This window comes from Caldimonas tepidiphila (genome assembly GCF_003569765.1).
GTDB lineage: Bacteria > Pseudomonadota > Gammaproteobacteria > Burkholderiales > Burkholderiaceae_C > Caldimonas > Caldimonas tepidiphila.
In genome coordinates this window covers 25,974-43,221 of sequence record NZ_QXMG01000020.1, presented here as the reverse complement: position 1 = coordinate 43,221, position 17,248 = coordinate 25,974, and the positions used below count along the sequence as shown (strand labels likewise).

The following is a 17,248-nucleotide window of genomic DNA, read 5'->3' as shown; positions in this document are numbered from 1 at the left end:
TGGAAGGACCCGCGTCAGCCGCGTGCCTGCTGCGCCTTCTTGATCTGCTCGAGCACGTCCTTGGCCGAGGCCGGGATCGGCGTGCCGGGGCCGTAGACGCCCTTGACGCCGGCCTCGAACAGGAAGTCGTAGTCCTGGCGCGGGATCACGCCGCCGACGAAGACGATGATGTCGTCGGCGCCCTGCCTGCGCAGCTCCTCGATGATCGCCGGCACCAGCGTCTTGTGGCCGGCGGCGAGCGTCGAGACGCCGACCGCGTGCACGTCGTTCTCGATCGCCTGGCGGGCGCACTCCTCGGGCGTCTGGAACAGCGGCCCCATGTCGACGTCGAAGCCGAGGTCGGCGAAGGCCGTCGCGACCACCTTCGCGCCACGGTCGTGGCCGTCCTGGCCGAGCTTGGCGATCATCACGCGCGGACGGCGCCCCTCGGTGGCGGCGAAGTCCGCGATCTCGTGCTTCAGTTTTTCCCAGCCCTCGGCCGAGTCGTAGGCGGCTGCGTACACACCGGTCACCTTCTGCGTGTCGGCGCGATGGCGCCCCCAGACCTTTTCCAATGCATCGGACACTTCCCCGACCGTTGCGCGCAGGCGGATGGCCTTGATGGAGAGGTCGAGCAGATTGCCCTGGCCGCTCGCGGCGCATTCGGTCAGCGCATTCAGCGCCGCCTGCACCGCGCTGTGGTCGCGCTCGGCGCGGATCCTGTTGAGCCGCGCGATCTGGCTCTCGCGCACCTTGACGTTGTCGACCTCGAGGATCTCGACGTTGTCTTCCTTGGCCAGGCGGTACTTGTTGACGCCGACGATCACGTCGCGGCCCGAGTCGATGCGCGCCTGCTTCTCGGCGGCGCTGGCCTCGATCTTCAGCTTGGCCCAGCCGCTGTCCACGGCCTTGGTCATGCCGCCCATCGCCTCGACCTCCTCGATGATGGCCCAGGCCTGGTCGGCCATGTCCTGCGTGAGCTTCTCCATCATGTAGGAGCCGGCCCAGGGGTCCACGACGTTCGTGATGTGGGTCTCCTCCTGGATGATGAGCTGCGTGTTGCGCGCGATGCGGGCACTGAACTCGGTCGGCAGCGCAATCGCCTCGTCGAAGCTGTTGGTGTGCAGGCTCTGCGTGCCGCCGAACACCGCGGCCATCGCCTCGATCGTGGTGCGCACCACGTTGTTGTAGGGGTCCTGCTCGGTGAGCGACCAGCCGGAGGTCTGGCAGTGCGTGCGCAGCATCAGGCTCTTGGGGTTCTTCGGCCCGAACTCCTTCATGATGCGCCACCACAGCAGGCGCGCGGCGCGCATCTTGGCGATCTCGAGATAGAAGTTCATGCCGATCGCCCAGAAGAAGGACAGGCGCCCGGCGAACTCGTCCACGTCCAGGCCCTTGGCCAGCGCCGTCTTCACGTACTCGCGGCCGTCGGCGAGCGTGAAGGCGAGCTCGAGCGCCTGGTTCGCGCCCGCTTCCTGCATGTGGTAGCCGGAGATCGAGATCGAGTTGAACTTCGGCATGTTGCGCGCCGTGTACTCGATGATGTCGCCGATCACCCGCATGCTCGGCTCGGGCGGGTAGATGTAGGTGTTGCGGACCATGAACTCCTTGAGGATGTCGTTCTGGATGGTCCCCGACAGCTTGTCCTGGCTCACGCCCTGCTCCTCGGCCGCGACCACGTAGCCCGCGAGCACCGGCAGCACCGCGCCGTTCATCGTCATCGACACGCTGACCTTGTCGAGCGGGATGCCGTCGAACAGGATCTTCATGTCCTCCACGCTGTCGATCGCGACACCCGCCTTGCCGACGTCGCCGGTCACGCGCGGATGGTCGCTGTCGTAGCCGCGGTGGGTCGCGAGGTCGAAGGCCACCGACACGCCCTGCCCGCCAGCAGCCAGCGCCTTGCGGTAGAACGCGTTCGATTCCTCGGCCGTTGAAAAACCAGCGTACTGGCGGATCGTCCACGGCCGCACCGCGTACATCGTCGCCTGCGGGCCGCGGATGAAGGGCTCGAAGCCCGGCAGCGTGTCGGTGTGCGGCAGGCCCTGCAGGTCCTCGGCGGTGTACAGCGGCTTGACGGTGATGCCCTCGGGCGTGGTCCAGTTCAGGGCCGACACGTCGCCGCCCGGAGCGGACTTGGCGGCCGCCTTGCGCCAGGCTTCGAGGGACACCGGGGGGTAGACGGGCTGTGACGGGTTCGACATGGTGGGCTTCCGGGCGGAGGACTGTTTCTTGCGAAGGAATCGTCTTGCAGGGGGTGAACGTCCGGAGCCGGCCGTGCCCGCATGCGTGGCGGCCGGTTCCCGGAGTCGCTTGACTCGATCATACAGTATGCATAATTATGAACTCAATATTCTTCTCATCGTCCCCCGCTACACTTCAGTCTCGTTCGCAAATCTGACGCCGAGCTTCATGCTGTCCTCCTCCACCACCGAGTCGGGTGCCCTGCCCTCCTTCGCCCAGCTTCCGCTCTATCAGCAGGTGGCCGAGCGCTTGCGCGAGCAGATCTTCTCGCGGGTGCTCGAACCCGGCAGCTGGATCGACGAGCAGAAGCTCGCCGCCGAGTACGGCATCAGCCGCACGCCGCTGCGCGAGGCGCTGAAGGTGCTGGCGGTGGAGGGGCTGGTGACGATGAAGGTGCGCCGCGGCGCCTATGTCGCGGAGATGTCCCGCACCGACGTCGCCGACGTCTACCACCTGCTCGGCCTGCTCGAGAGCGACGCGGCCGGCGAGGCGGCGCGGCGCGCCACCGAGGCCGAGCTCGACGAGCTGGTCGCGCTGCAGGAGGAACTGGAGCGCGCCGCCGACGACCGCACCCGCTTCTTCACGCTCAACGAGGCCTTCCACATGCGGCTGCTCGCGGTGGCGGGCAACCGCTGGCGCCAGCAGCTCGTCACCGACCTGCGCAAGGTGATGAAGCTCAACCGCCACCACTCGCTCTTCAAGCAGGGGCGGCTCGCCGAGTCGCTGCAGGAGCATGCGGCGCTGGTGCAGGCGCTGCGCCGGCGCGACGCCGACGAGGCGGCGCGGCTGATGAAGCAGCATTTCGGCAACGGGCTGGAAGCGGCCTCCGGCTGAATTGCCGTCGTGAGTGACGGGAGGAATCCCGGCTTGTCAAGAGGCGCGGCAAGGTATCCTCGCGCTGCTGAAAGAAGCAGCAAGCCGTGCAAGTAATTGTCAGGGAACGGCTTTTACCCCTCGTCACGAGGATGTCCACAGGCTTGTGCACGCCGGGTGTGGAAGTCTGCAGACCGCGGCGGGGGGCCGATCCTGTTGTACAGGCCTGCGATGCAGTCTAGCGGCGAGCCCTGAGGCGGTCTGCCCCGCATCCCGGGGCGACCCACCGCACTTTCAGCCGCCGGAGACGGACAGCTCCTGCTCGGCCGGCGGCAAGGCCGTGACGAGCACCTTGTCCACGCGCTTGCCGTCGAGGTCGACGACCTCGAAGCGCCAGCCGCCCCACTCCACCACGTCGGCGGTGCCCGGAAGCCGCCCGAGCAGCAGCATGACCATGCCGGCGAGCGTGTTGTAGCGGCCCCGGTCCTCCTCGGGCAGGACCTTGAGCTGCAGCCGGTCCTTCAGCTCCGGCACCGGGATCATGCCGTCGAGCAGCCAGGAGCCGTCGGCGCGCTGCACCGCCCAGGCCTCCTCCTCGTGCGCCGTGGTGAACTCGCCGGTGATCGCCTCCAGCACGTCCTGCAGCGTGATCACGCCCTGCATGACGCCGTACTCGTCCACCACGAACACCATCTGCAGGTTCGCCATGCGGAAGCTCTCGAGCAGCTCCATCCCGGTGAGCGTCTCCGGCACGAACACCGGCGGCTGCAGCTGCCCGTTGAGGTCGAGCGGCCGTCCGGTCGCCACCTGCTGGAGCAGCTGCCGCGCCGAGATCACGCCGATCACCTCGTCGAGGTCGCCGCGGCAGACCGGATAGCGGTTGTGCTCGGTGCGCGCGATGATGTCCAGCGTCTGCTCCATCGGCGCGGCCGCGTCGAGCCAGACGATGTCGCCGCGCGGGATCATCATCGAGCTGATGTGGCGCTCGTCGAGCCGGAACACGTTGCGCACCATGCGGTGCTCGTGCGCCTCGATCACGCCGGCGTCGACACCCTCCTCCAGGCTCGCGGCGATCTCCTCCTCGGTGACCGAGCGCGGCACGTGCTTGATGCCGAGCAGGCCGAGCACGGTGGTCGTGACGCCGGACAGCAGCATCACGAAGGGCCGCGCGAGCAGCGACAGCCACTCCATCGGCCGCGCCACGAGGCGCGCCACCACCTCGGGATAGATCTGCCCGACGCGCTTGGGCACCAGCTCGCCGAAGAGGATGGTCAGGAAGGTGATCGTCACGACCACGGTGGCGGTGGCGATGAAGCTCGCCGCGTTCTCCGACAGCGGCAGGTGCGCGCGCAGGAAGCCGGCCACCGGCTCCGAGAACGCGGCCTCGCCGACGATGCCGTTGAGCAGGCCGATCGACGTGATGCCGATCTGCACCGTCGACAGCCACTTGTTCGGCTCCTCGTGCAGCCTCAGCGCCGCACGGGCCCCGGCGTCGTCCGTCTCTTCGGCCATCACCTGCAGCCGCGTCTTGCGCGCCGCGGTCAGGGCCATCTCCGACATGGCGAACAGCCCGTTGAGCAGGATCAGGAACAGCAGTAGGACGACGTCCATTCAGGGAGAGACGGCCCCAGGGCCGCGCGGGACCGAACACGCGCCGAGCGTAGCAGAATCGGCGCCATGAACTATCTCGTCGGAGACCTTCAAGGCTGCTGCGAACCGCTCGAGCGCCTGCTTGCGGAGATCGGCTTCAGCCCCTCGCGCGACCGCCTCTACCTGCTCGGCGACCTCGTCAACCGCGGCCCCGCGTCGCTGCAGGTGCTCGAGCGCCTGAGCGCGCTCGGCGACAGCGCCGTCTGCCTGCTCGGCAACCACGACCTGCACCTGCTCGCGGTGGCCCAGGGCGTGCGGCGCCTGCACCGCAGCGATACGCTCGACGCGCTGCTCGCGAGCCCGCGGCGCGGGCACTGGATCGACTGGCTGCGCCACCGGCCGCTGGCGGTGCAGACCGGCGGCTGGCTGATGGTGCACGCGGGCGTCGCGCCGCAATGGGACGCAGCGCAGACGCTGGCGCTCGCCGCCGAGGTCGAGGCGGGACTGCGCGGCGCGGACCTCGGGGGCTTCCTCGGGGCGATGTTCGGCAACCAGCCCGACCGCTGGAGCGACGCGCTCGAGGGCTTCGACCGCCAGCGCTTCACGATCAATGTGCTGACGCGCATCCGCTTCTGCACCGCCGAAGGGCGGCTGGATTTCGAGACCAAGGACGGCGCGTCCGAGCCGCCGCCGGGGCTGATGCCCTGGTTCGACGTGCCGGGGCGCCGCACGGCCGGCGTGCCGCTCGCCTTCGGCCACTGGTCCACGCTCGGCCTCGTGCAGCGGCCCGACCTGCTCGCGCTCGACACCGGCTGCGTCTGGGGCGGCTGCCTGAGCGCGGCGCGCCTCGGCGAAGGCCCGCCCGAGATCGTGCAGGTGCGCTGCGAACAGGCCCAGAAGCCGGGCTGAGCCCGCGAGGCCGGCTAGAATGCCGGCCTGCAGCGCGCCACTCCGCGGCGCGCCCCGGGAGACGTGGCCGAGTGGTTTAAGGCAGCGGTCTTGAAAACCGCCGAGGGTTTGCGCCCTCCGTGAGTTCGAATCTCACCGTCTCCGCCAATTCACAAGTCCGGCCACGGGCTTAGGGCTGCGCCCCGGGCCCGCCTCACCATCTACCCCATCAAAGCCGACCAGATGGGACTGCAATCTGAGCTGGTGAGGCCTGGCCGCTTGAAGGCAGTGCCTGAGCTACAGCCCGCAGCCTCCACATGTCCTGTCATTCGAGGCTTTCTGCAGGGATCGAGCGCCCCGGCCGGATTCCCTTCCCTCGCTCAAGCCGCCTCGGGGAAACCGGAATCCACCCCGCCCTTGCCGGCGTGCTTGGCCCGGTACAGGCCGGCGTCCGCCGCCTTCAGCAGGCTGTCCATGTCCCGGCCGTCGGCCGGCACCATCGCCAGGCCGATCGAGGCGCCGACGCACACCCTGACCCCGCCGATGTCGACCGGCGCCAGCAGCGTCCTGCGCATCCGTTCCGCGATCGCCGCGGCGGCGTTCCGCGACGCCACCGAATGCAGCACCACGACGAATTCGTCGCCGCCGAGCCGCGCGACGAGGTCCCGCTCGCGGCATTGCTGCTGCAGCCGCTCGCCCACGGCCTTGAGCACCGCGTCGCCGGCCGCATGGCCGTAGTGGTCGTTCACCGGCTTGAAGTCGTCGAGGTCGAAGGCCATCACGGCGGCCTGCCCGCCCCCCGGCACCGTCTGCTGCACGAGCAGGCCCAGCTGCTGCTCCAGCTCGCGGCGATTGAGCAGGCCGGTCAGCGGATCCGCCGCCGCCTGCGCCGCCAGCCGCGCCACCGCCTGCCGATCCAGCCGCAGCAGACGGTCCGAATAGCGGATGGACCACAGCAGGGCGATCGCCACGACGAGGACCGTGCCGAACAGCAGTTGCTTGACGCGCTCGAAATGCCGTTTCTGGACTTCGGAGCGCGCATGCAGCAACTGCTGCTCGACCTTCTCCAGCGCATCCAGTCGCTCCCGCACCGGGCGGGTGACGTCCTCACGGACGTAGGCGAGGATCACCGGCGGCAAGGCCTCGAGCCCCTGCCGCTCCGCGAGGTTCGCCGCTTCGAGGTAGATGGCGAGGAGATGCCGCACCTCGCCGACCAGGGCCTGAGCCAGCCGGTGCTGTCCGGGGTCGTCGCGCGTCAGCGCTTCCACCCGGCGCGCCGCCACCTCCGCGCCGGCGGCCGAGGATCTCATGCGCTCGAGGGAACTGCTTGCCGGGGCCAGCGCGTAGTTGCGCAGCCAGATCCCGGAACGCATGGTGTTCAGGCGCGTCTGCTCGATCTGCTGGATCACCTCGTGCGTGTGGTCCACCCACTCGCTCGCGCGCTCGAAATCCGTCAGGCAGTAATACAGCGCCGCCCCCATCAACGCGAGGATCAGCAGGGCGGCCAACTGGGTGAAGCGGAGGATGCGGGCGAGGCGATGGAACATGGCGAATGGCGATGACCGGAGCGGGACGGTGAGACACTCCGGACTTTCGCCGTCCGCCTGCGTCTGCACAGCCCCTACTGCCCTCTTATCGGCCGGGCCTGCCCTTTCCTGAAGTGCCGCGGACGGCCCGGGCCGGGACCTTGTCCTGCTGGGTGCGACCCGCTCCTGGAGCCCGAGCCGCCCCCCGCAGAAAGGCACCGGAAACAGCGGCCCGATTCCCCGACTGGATTATTCCCCCGGCCATTTCACCAAGCCTTCCGGATTGTTTCTCCGGGGATGAATATCTGGCGAGCCTCATCGCCCGGCAAATCCATTACCTCGGCGGCGCCACATTCCTTGCCCGGGATGTTCATCCATTCTCGACCCTGAAAACCGCCACAAGATCGAATCGAAATCCTCGATCCCGAGGTCGACGATTCTGCCTGGAGGGTCTGCGCCGCTCGCCAGCGCTGCACCGCCGGCCGGTTGCAGCTTCGCGCCCAGTCACTGACTGGCCGGCCGTCAAGCCGTCCCTGCCCTCTTGAAGACCACTCGCCCGGGCTCCCCTCGCCCGGCCGCTCACCTCCCCCGGTGTGCCCCGGGAAGTCTCCGGATCGAGCCCGGACGAAAAATATTCAAGAACATTTGCAATCAAGGAAATATTTTCCGCACGAATGACAAATGACCCTCCGGGCGGGAAGCACGAGCAGATTCGCCATTTCTGTCAAGGCCGACTTCCCTAGCGGAATGCGCCCTCGCCTGCCTTACGATCCCGATTAAGAGGAGCGTAAGTTTCCCCTCGATAAAATCGGGTTAAAGCTTTTCACGCTTCCGGACTCATAAACAGGCAGGTCGCGTCTTTTCGTCGGGTCGGCGCGGCCCCTTCATGGCCGCCTGCAATGACTGGAGCGGCCCTTGCACACATTGGAGTCCCTACTGCAAAGAAAGACGAGGAGGCATCAGATGGTCCTGGGAACAGTCACCGAGATCAACCGCAGCGCCGACCGGGTGGGCATCCTGCTCAACAACGGCCAGTTCGCCGTGTGCCGACTGCTCGACCGGCGCGGCGCACTGCCCCTGGGCGAGGCGGTGTCGGGCCGTCTGGCCGAACCGGGCGCCTGCATGCTGACGGCCCTCGGTTCCAAGCAGGAGTTCCGCGTGCTGGTCCTGGCGGTCTACCAGAGCAAGGCCTCCGCGCTCGAACTGGTCTACTGCTGAGCGTACAGACTCCCCGGCTCCTCTCGCCGGCACGCGCGCTTCCCTCCTCGCGGCGCAACGAGACGTCCGACACGCGGCGTCAAGAGGGAAAGCGTGTAAATCTTTCTGCAAAATCTGTCTTCAGTCCCGCTCCGGGAGGGCGATAACTGCGCTGGAAGCGCATGTCTCTAGCACGTCGCCTTCCGAAAGTCGCCACGACATATCAAGGAGCCGCGACATGAGACAGAACCTGCCCGTCACGCAGCGGGAGTACCAGTACCCGGACGGCGAAATGCTGGTGTCCACCACCGACAGCCGGGGCCACATCACCCACTGCAACCAGGCCTTCGTCGAGACCAGCGGTTTCACCTACGAGGAGTTGCTGGGGCAACCGCACAACATGGTGCGCCACCCGGACATGCCGCCGGAAGCCTTCAGGGACATGTGGGCGACGATCGGGCGCGGGCGTCCGTGGACCGGGATGGTGAAGAACCGGCGCAAGGACGGCGACCACTACTGGGTGCTCGCGAACGTGACCCCGGTGATGGAGAACGGCAAGCCCAAGGGCTACATGTCGGTGCGGCTCAAGCCCACGCGCGAGCAGGTGCGGGACACCGAGCGGTTGTACGCGCAGATCAACGCCGAGCGCGCCTCGGGGCGGCGCACGGTCGAGTTGCGGGGCGGCAAGGTGCATCGCCCCGGCCTGCTCGACAGCGTGGCGGGCCGGGTCGCCCGGCTGTCGCTGACGCAGCGCTACGGGATCGTGCTGGCGCTGCTGTCGGCGGCCTCCTTCCTGCCGCACGTCTTCGGGCTGCAAGGGGCGACGGCGCTCGGCGCGCAGGCGCTGACCCTGCTGGCGGGCTGCCTCGTGCTGCTCGCCTGGTTCCACTCCCACATCACGACGCCGCTGCGGCAGGCCGACCAGTGGGCCGGGGAGATCGCGGGCTGCAACCTCACGGGCAACGTCGACTACCGCAGGATGGACGTGCTGGGCACGCTGATGCACCGGCTGTGGCTGATCAACCTGAACATGCGCGCAATCGTCTCGGACGTGCGCGCCGAGGTCCGGGGCATCGGCGCTGCCACCGCCGACGTCGCGCAGGGCAGCGGCGACCTGTCGAGCCGCACCGAGCAGCAGGCGAGCAATCTCCAGGAGACGGTGTCGTCGATGGAGCAGATCACCAGCACCGTGAAGCAGACCGCCGACACCGCTCGCGAGGTCGCGGCGGTCAGCGGCGAGGCCAGCGCGGTCGCGGAACAGGGCGGCCAGGCGGTGGGCGAGATCGTGCGCACGATGCAGGCGATCGACGACTCCTCCAAGCGGGTGTCGGAGATCATCCAGGTGATCGAGGGCATCGCCTTCCAGACCAACATCCTCGCGCTCAACGCGGCGGTGGAGGCCGCGCGCGCCGGCGAGCAGGGCCGCGGCTTCGCGGTGGTGGCCTCCGAGGTGCGGGCGCTCGCGCAGCGCAGCTCCGGCGCGGCCAAGGAGATCCGCGAACTGATCGGCGCCTCGGTCCAGCAGGTCGGCGAAGGCAACCGGCGCGTGGCCTCGGCCGGCGAGACGATCGAGCGCGTGGTCAGCTCGGTCAACCAGGTCAGCGCGCTCGTGCGCCAGATCACGAACGCCACCGCCGAGCAGTCCAGCGGCATCGCGCAGGTCAACGACGCGATCACGCACATCGACAGCGTGACGCAGCAGAACGCGGCGCTCGTGGAGCAGTCGGCCGCGGCGTCCGAGGCGCTGAACCGGCGCTCCGGCACGCTGATGCGCTCGGTGCAGATCTTCCGCCTCGGCTGAGAACGGCGCGCGGGCGGCCCGCCGCCCGACGACCACCGCCCGCCTCTCGCGATCCGATCCCGCTCCGGCCGGCCGGCGCATGAAACCGCCGCGCGCGGCACAGCCGTGAGGTTTCGCACACGCGCCGGACCCCGCCCCGGCCGCGGGCGCGACACGGGGCGGGCATTGTCGCGACATCCTTCACGCCCCCCCGCTCCACCTCCTTCCTCCCCCCTTCAGGGCCCCCTCCCCCCGGCCGAAATGCGAGTCGCCGGCAGCAAGTCTTCTTGCGACGCCGGCATACATCGCATTCGAAAGGGAGAAGTACATGTCGGGCTCGATCGGTTTCCAGGTTCAGGCGAACAAGGCGCTGCGCCGCGCGCTGGCGGCGACCGCGCTGGCCGCGACCGCCCTCCCCTGCCTGGCCGTGGTCGGTGGCAGCGAGGTCGGCGTCGCCGACGAGATCGCGCGCCACGGCATCGGGCTGCGCTTCACGCGCGCCGACGGCAGCCCCGGCACCTGCACTGCGGTGCCCGTCGGTCCCAACCTCGCCATCACCGCGGCGCACTGCCTGCATCGCGCCGAGAACCGGCGCATCGAGGTGCACTTCACGCAGAACCTCGGCCAGAAGTTCCCGCAGGGCGCCGATGCACGGGTGGAGCAGGCGATGATCCATCCGGACTACTCGCCGACGCTGCCGGCGGTGCAGCGCGCGCGCGTCGACCTCGCCGTGGTGCGGATCGACCGCCCTTTCCCGGCCGGTGTCGTGCCGATGGAGCTGCCGGCCGGCCCGCTCGCCGCGCAGGACCTGCGCCTGATGGGCTTCGGCGCCACCGGCTACTCGCTGCGCAACGACCGCGGCGAGGGCGACAGCCGCCTGCGCACCGCCCCGGTCGGCTCGGTGCGCCAGAGCGAGGGCATCTACGTGCTGGACCAGACCCGCTCGGGCTTCTGCATGGGCGACAGCGGCGGTCCGCTGTTCGCGCAGCAGGACGGCCGTGCGGTGGTGGTGGGCATCCTCGCCAACACTTCGAACGCCAGCGGCGACGACGTCTGCCGCGGCATCGGCCGCGTCGCGAGCGTGTGGCAGCAGCGCGACTTCCTGGTCGGCGCGATGCAGCAGCTCGCGCCGGCGATGGTGGCGCCGCCGGTGCTGGCGCAGACGCCGCTGCCGCCGCAGGCCGCCGCGCCGCGCACGGGCAGCGCCGTGACCGCCTCGACCGTCGCGCCCGCCACCAACGCGCAGCGCTGACGCCGCCCCGCGGCCGTCGCACGGGCGGCGGCGGGCGTCCGCGCCGCCCTCAGCCCCCGGGCAGCGCGCGGGCCAGCGGCTGCGGCTGCGGCTGCGGCTGCGCTCGCGCGGCCTCGCTCCCCGTCGCGGCGCCGGCCCCGGTGCCGGCCGCACCGATCCAGGGCGCCTGGCGCGGCAGCACCACCTGGCGCAGCCAGTCCTCGAGCGCCGGCGCCGGCAGCGGCCGGCTGAACAGGAAGCCCTGCATCACGCTGCAGCCGAGCTGGTTCAGCACCTCCATCTGCAGCATGCTCTCGACGCCCTCGGCCACGACGCGCAGCCCGAGCGAGCGCGCCAGCGCGATGATCGCGGTGACGACGGCCGAGCTCTCGGGCGTGATGCCGAGGTCGCGCACGAAGGAGCGGTCGATCTTCACCTCGCGGATCGGCAGCGTCGTCAGGTAGGCCAGCGACGAGTAGCCGGTGCCGAAGTCGTCGATCGAGATGTCCACGCCGAGGCCGTTGAGGCGGCGCAGCGCCGGGATGACGGTCTGCAGGTTCTTCATCAGCCCGGTCTCGGTGATCTCGAGCGCGATGCAGCGGTGCGACAGGCCGTGCGCGCGCACCATCGCATCGGTGCGCTCGACGAGGTCGGGGCGCTGGAACAGCCGGCTCGGCACGTTGACGGCGATCGCGGCGTCGAAGCCGAAGGCGCGCCGCCAGGCGTCGGCCTGGCGCAGCGCCTCGCCGATCGCCCAGTGGCTCATCTCGGTGATCAGGCCGGTCTCCTCGGCCAGCGGGATGAAGTCGGCCGGCGGCACCAGCCGCCCGCCGCGCTGCCAGCGCATCAGCGCCTCGGCGCCGACCATGCGCGCGCCGCGCACGTCGACCTTGGGCTGGTAGTGCAGCACCAGCTCGCCGCGCTCGAGCGCCTTGTGCAGCGCGCTCTCGAGCTCGAGCTTCTCGCGGCCCTTGCCGGCCAGGTGCGGGCGGTAGGGCGAGGCGCCGTTGCGGCCCTCGGACTTGGCCGCGTACATCGCGACGTCGGAGTTGCGCAGCAGGTCGGCGACGGTGTGGCCGTCGCGCGGGAACATCGCGATGCCGACACTCGCCGTGACGAAGCACTCCTGCCCGCCCACGAGCACCGGCTCGCGCAGCGCCTCGAGGATGCGCGACGCGATCGCCTCGCCCTCCTTCTCGTCGTCGATCTCGGGCAGCAGCGCGACGAACTCGTCGCCGCCGAGCCGGCCCACCGCCTCGAGCGTGCGGTGCGTGCGCGTGCCGTGCGTGTCCAGCGAGGCGTCGAGCACCTGGTCCGAGTGGCGCACGCAGGCGCGCAGCCGCCGCCCGACCTCGACCAGCAGCTCGTCGCCGGCGCCGTGGCCGAGCGTGTCGTTGATGACCTTGAAGCGGTCGAGATCGATCAGCAGCAGCCCGACCGAGTGCCCGCCCTGGCGCGCCTGCTCGATCGCGCGCTCGGCGCGCCAGATCAGCTGGCGCCGGTTCGGCAGCCCGGTGAGCGGGTCGAAGTTGGCGAGGTGCTTGATGGTGTCCTCGGCCATGCGCCGGTCTGTGACGTCCTGCACGATGCCGGTGTAGCTGCTCAGCGCGCCGGCCTCGCTGAACTCCGGCTCGGCCTCGACGTGCAGCACGCGGTGGCGGCCGTCGCGCAGCCGCACCGGCACGTCGATGCACAGCACGGTGCGGTGGCGCATCACCTCGCGCAGCACCGCGACGAGCCCGCTGCGCGCCTCGTCGCACACCAGCCGCAGCGCGCCGCGCAGGCCCAGCGCGTCGCCGGGCGCGAGGCCGAGCACGCGCAGCGCCTCGGTGGAGAACGCGAGGCCCCCGCCGCGCGCTCGCCAGTCGAAGCTGCCCATGCGGGCGAGGTCCTGCGCGCGCGCGAGCTTGGCCTTGCTGCGCTCGAGCTCCTGGCGCGTGCGCGCCGAGCGCAGCATGTAGCGCAGCCGCCCCGCCAGCAGGCTCCACTGGTTGCACTTGACGAAGAAGTCGGTGGCGCCGGCCTCGTAGGCGCGCAGGATCGAGGCCTCGTCGTCGAGCCCGGTCAGCAGCAGGATCGGCACCGACTGCAGGCCCGGCGTCGCGCGGATCGTGCGGCACACCGCGAAGCCGTCCATCCCCGGCATCAGCGCATCGAGCACGACCATGTCGGGCGTCCAGCCGGCGAGCAGGCGCAGCGCCGCGGCACCGCCCGGCACCTCGGTGACGGAAAAGCCCCGGTCGCGCAGCGCGATCGAGGTCAGCAGCAGCCCGACTTCGTCGTCGTCGACCAGCAGCACGCTCGGCTGACCCAGGTCGGCTTCGTCGCCGGCTCGCTCAAGCGGCTTCATGCAGCGCCTCCAGCATGGTTTTCAGGTTCCCTCGGACACGCGCCGCCTCGTCGAGCAGCGCGCGGCGGTAGGCGTCGCCGGGGACGCCGCCGCTGGCACGGATGATCGCCTCGATTTCGGCACACACGCCCGAGAGCTTGAGTGCGCCGAGGCTGGCGCTCGAGGACTTGAGCGTGTGCGCCACGGCACGGATTGTCGCCGCGTCGCCGCCCTGCCACGCGCTCTCCAGCTCCGCGCCGAGGCGGCCGAGCGAGGCGTCGAAGACCTGGAACAGCCGCGGCAGCACGCGGTTCTCGCCCTGCGGATCGAGCTCGCGCAGCCGTGCCAGCGCCTGCGGGTCGAAGACCTCCGGGTCCGGCTCCGCGCTCGCCGCGACCGGGGCGGCGGCGGCCGGCGGCGTGGCAGCGGCGGCCTCGCCCCGCTGCGACGCGTCGAGCCAGCGCCCCAGCAGCGCGGCGAGCTGGTGCTGGCGGAAGGGCTTGGAGAGGTAGTCGCTGAAGCCGAGCGCGAGGAAGCGCTGCTCGTCGCCGCCGAGCGCGTTGGCGGTGACAGCGATCACCGGCAGCGACGGCGGGTTGACGAAGGGGAAGCGCTCGCACGGCCCGCGGCGCAGCCACTCGAGCGCCTCGACCCCGTCCATGCCCGGCATCTGCACGTCCATCAGCACCAGCTCGAAGCGCTGCTCGCACAGCAGCCCCAGGCCCTCCGCGCCCGAGGACGCGAGGCGGACCCGGCACCCGAGACGGCGCAGCATCTGGCCGATCACCTCCTGGTTGACCGGGTTGTCCTCGACCACCAGCACCTCGTGGCCCGCCAGCACGGGCTCCGCGGGCACGGCCGGCGCGGACGCCGCCTCGGGCGCGGCCTCGCAGCCCTCGTCCGCCGCCTGCACCGGCAGGCAGAAGCGGAAGGTGGAGCCCTGCCCGACCACGCTCTCGGCGTCGATGCGCCCGCCCATCAGCTCGACGAGCTGCTTGGAGATCGCCAGGCCGAGCCCGGTGCCGCCGTAGCGCCGCGCCATGCCGTCGTGCGCCTGCGTGAAGGCGGAGAACAGCCTCGGCAGCTGCCGCGGCTCGACGCCGATGCCGGTGTCGCGCACCTCGAACTCCAGCCACAGCGCGCCGGGCACCGGCGCGGCGCCGCAGCTGCCGCGCCGCACCTGCACCACCACCTCGCCGTGCTCGGTGAACTTGATCGCGTTGGCCACCAGGTTGGTCAGCACCTGGCGCAGCCTCAGCGGGTCGCCGTGCACGCGCGCCGGCAGCCCCGGCTCCTCGCGGTAGTGCAGCGCCAGCGCCTTGTCCTGCGCGCGCGGCGCGAGCAGCTCGAGCGTGTCCTCGACCACCGAGCGCAGCGCGAAGTCCGACGGCGCGAGCTCGAGCTTGCCGGCCTCGATCTTCGAGAAGTCGAGGATGTCGTTGATGATCGCCAGCAGCCCCTCGCCGGAGCGGTAGACCGCCTGCGCGAAGCGGCGCTGCTTCTCGTCGAGCGTCGTGCCCAGCAGCAGCTCGGTCATGCCGAGGATGCCGTTCATCGGCGTGCGGATCTCGTGGCTCATGTTGGCCATAAACTGGCTCTTGGCCTGGCTCGCGGCCTCGGCGGTGTCGCGCGCCCGCTGCAGCTCCTGCTCGCGCCGCCGCTCCTCGGTGATGTCGGTGTCGATGCCGTAGACGCGCACCTCGCCGTCGGCCTGGCGCTGGCTGCGCGTGCGCGTGCGCAGCCAGCGCAGGCCGCGCGTCGGGTGCTGCACGCGCAGCACCTCGTCGACCGGCAGCAGCTGCGCCTCGCGCTCGCGGCAATGCCGCGCCAGCGCCGCGTCGCGCAGGTCGAGGTGCATCTGGTGGCACTGCGGGTCGTTCGTGAGCTGCTCGAGCGTGACGCCCCAGAAGTCCTGCAGGCGCTGGCTGACGTAGATGAAGCGGCTGCGCCGCGGGTCGGTGATGTAGACGTGGTCGGCCACCGCGTCGGCGAACTCGCGGAAGCGCGCCTCGAGCTCGACCAGCGCCTGCTCGGCGCGGCGGCGCAGCGTCAGGTCGCGCAGCAGCATGATGACGCGCTGCGGCCGGCCGTCGGCATCGCGCATCGCGACGTAGCGCGCGTTGATCTGCCGCTCGCCTCGCGCCGAGGGCCAGACGAAGTCCTCCTCGAAGGAGCCGCCGCTGTCGAGCGCGCGGTGCAGCGAGGGCCGGATGCGCGCGCCTGCCGCCTCGCCGTAGGCCTGCTCGGGCGTGCAGCCGACCAGCACCTGGCGGTCCATGCCGAGCTCCTGCTCGGCGTGGCGGTTGACGCCAAGCACGCGCTGCTGCTGCTGCGGCTCGTGCACCAGCAGGCTCACCGGCAGCTGCTCGATCAGCGCGTTGAGCTGCGCCCGCTCGCGCTCGAGCTGCTCGGCGCGGCCGCGGCGCTCGGAGATGTCGTTGACGAGGCAGACGAACTGCGAGCGCCCCTGGCTGCCGTAGAGCACGTGCGTGGCATCCACCGCGGCCCAGTAGGACTGCCGCGCGCCGCCCGGCGCGGTGCGCAGCGCCTGCAGCTCGAGCGTGAAGTGCTCGCCGGCCTCGATCGCGCCGCGCAGCCGTGCGGTGCTCGCCGCCGGCTCGCCGCCCTCGCCGAGCACCGCCCAGCACGGCAGGCCGACCAGCTTTCGCGCCGGCCGCCCGCTGAGCGCGGCCATCGCGTCGTTGGCCCATTCGATCGTGCCGGCGCGGTCGGTGATCATCATGCCGACGCTGATGCGGGCGGTCACGACCGCCAGCCGCTCGGCGCGCTCGCGCAGCACGGCGAGCTGGCGGCGCCCGGCCTCGAAGGCCGCGACGAGCTGCAGCTGGTGCGCCACCACCCCGAGCAGCTGTCCTGCCTCCTCGGCGTGGCCGGGCCGCGGATCGAGCAGCTCGACGAGCGCGAGCGGCGCCTGGTCGACGCAGACCGGCAGCGCCAGCAGGACCGCCGGGCGGCCGCCCGGCCAGCTGCGCCCGGCGCCGGCGTCCGGCTCGAGCCTCGCGTATTCGCAGCGTAGCGGCCGGCGCTGCGCCAGCGCATCCCCGGCGGCGCCGTCGCCGGCCTGCACCGGCTGCAGCGCCTCGAGATCGATCGGCGCGCCGCTGGCCGCCAGGGGCCAGGGCAGCAGCAGCCCGGCGTCCTCGCGCCAGCCGTGGACCTGCCACACCAGCGCCTCGCGGGCGCCGAAGGCCCGCGCGAGCAGCGCCGCGGCCGCCGGCAGCGCCTCGTCGAGCCCGGCCTGCGGGTGCGCCAGCCGCAGTGCGGCCTCCTGCGCGGCCGCGCTGTCGCGTTCGGGGCCGGGGTCCGGCATCGGCAGCGTCGGGGGCGAGTCGCCGTCCGGGGCCGCGGCGGCGGGCGCCGGCGCGCGCCAGCACGCCGAGGCGAGCGCCGCGCCGAGCAGCAGCAGCGACACCGTGCCCGTCCAGGGACCTGCGCCCTGCAGCGCGACCAGCCACGCCGCCAGCCCGAGGGCGGTGCTCAGTGAAACCAGGGCGAGGCGGGGCGGGGCGATGATGCGGATCTCCTGAAGTTCGGGCGGCAGGGCGAACCCGCTCGCACGCGCGACAGCATGCCCGAGGATCGGCGGCCGGTGGTGGCCGTTTTATGGCATGACTTCCTTACGCGGGACGGATTCTCCCCGAGCGGCTTCC

The 17,248-nt window shown here is 71.0% G+C and carries 10 protein-coding genes and 1 tRNA gene; 6 read left to right on the top strand and 5 right to left on the bottom strand.

Translation table 11 applies throughout. The annotated features are described in order from the left end of the window. Positions 1-14: 14 nt before the first annotated feature. Positions 15-2,183: a methylmalonyl-CoA mutase gene (gene scpA / locus D3A59_RS14175; RefSeq protein WP_119155596.1), complete on the bottom strand. Its 2,169-nt coding sequence runs from the start codon at positions 2,181-2,183 to the stop codon at positions 15-17. Positions 2,184-2,391: 208 nt separating this feature from the next. Here scpA and D3A59_RS14170 point away from each other — a divergent pair, with 208 nt between their 5' ends. After that, positions 2,392-3,057, top strand: a complete 666-nt coding sequence (locus tag D3A59_RS14170) for a GntR family transcriptional regulator (protein ID WP_119155595.1) — start codon at positions 2,392-2,394, stop codon at positions 3,055-3,057. Between the two features lie 273 nt (positions 3,058-3,330). On the opposite strand, the gene D3A59_RS14165 is transcribed toward D3A59_RS14170, so the two are convergent. Then, positions 3,331-4,647 (bottom strand): hemolysin family protein, encoded by a 1,317-nt coding sequence (locus D3A59_RS14165; RefSeq protein ID WP_119155594.1) that lies wholly within the window; start codon positions 4,645-4,647, stop codon positions 3,331-3,333. Positions 4,648-4,713: 66 nt separating this feature from the next. Between D3A59_RS14165 and D3A59_RS14160 the strand changes: the two genes are divergently transcribed. Both D3A59_RS14160 and D3A59_RS14155 read left to right on the top strand, forming a co-directional pair. After that, a complete protein-coding gene (locus tag D3A59_RS14160; RefSeq protein ID WP_119155593.1) occupies positions 4,714-5,535 on the top strand; it encodes a symmetrical bis(5'-nucleosyl)-tetraphosphatase in 822 nt (273 codons plus the stop codon). Between the two features lie 57 nt (positions 5,536-5,592). Then, positions 5,593-5,682 (top strand) — tRNA-Ser (locus tag D3A59_RS14155). Between the two features lie 212 nt (positions 5,683-5,894). Here the strand turns inward: D3A59_RS14155 and D3A59_RS14150 are convergent. Next, on the bottom strand, positions 5,895-7,061 hold the full coding sequence (locus tag D3A59_RS14150) for a GGDEF domain-containing protein (RefSeq protein ID WP_119155592.1): 1,167 nt from the start codon (positions 7,059-7,061) through the stop codon (positions 5,895-5,897). Between the two features lie 942 nt (positions 7,062-8,003). Here D3A59_RS14150 and D3A59_RS14145 point away from each other — a divergent pair. From D3A59_RS14145 to D3A59_RS14135, 3 genes are all read left to right on the top strand, one after another. After that, positions 8,004-8,258: an NUDIX hydrolase gene (locus D3A59_RS14145; RefSeq protein ID WP_119155591.1), complete on the top strand. Its 255-nt coding sequence runs from the start codon at positions 8,004-8,006 to the stop codon at positions 8,256-8,258. A 217-nt stretch (positions 8,259-8,475) separates the two neighbouring features. Continuing rightward, positions 8,476-10,038, top strand: a complete 1,563-nt coding sequence (locus D3A59_RS14140; protein WP_119155590.1) for a methyl-accepting chemotaxis protein — start codon at positions 8,476-8,478, stop codon at positions 10,036-10,038. A gap of 307 nt (positions 10,039-10,345) precedes the next feature. Then, positions 10,346-11,269: a trypsin-like serine protease gene (locus D3A59_RS14135; protein WP_119155589.1), complete on the top strand. Its 924-nt coding sequence runs from the start codon at positions 10,346-10,348 to the stop codon at positions 11,267-11,269. A gap of 49 nt (positions 11,270-11,318) precedes the next feature. Here the strand turns inward: D3A59_RS14135 and D3A59_RS14130 are convergent, their stop codons facing one another. Next, on the bottom strand, positions 11,319-13,598 hold the full coding sequence (locus D3A59_RS14130; protein ID WP_119155588.1) for a putative bifunctional diguanylate cyclase/phosphodiesterase: 2,280 nt from the start codon (positions 13,596-13,598) through the stop codon (positions 11,319-11,321). Then, positions 13,585-17,010 carry an ATP-binding protein gene (locus D3A59_RS14125; RefSeq protein WP_119155587.1) on the bottom strand — a complete coding sequence of 1,142 codons (3,426 nt, stop codon included), beginning with the start codon at positions 17,008-17,010 and terminating at the stop codon, positions 13,585-13,587. The genes D3A59_RS14130 and D3A59_RS14125 overlap by 14 nt, the downstream gene beginning before the upstream one ends. Between the last annotated feature and the right edge of the window lie 238 nt (positions 17,011-17,248).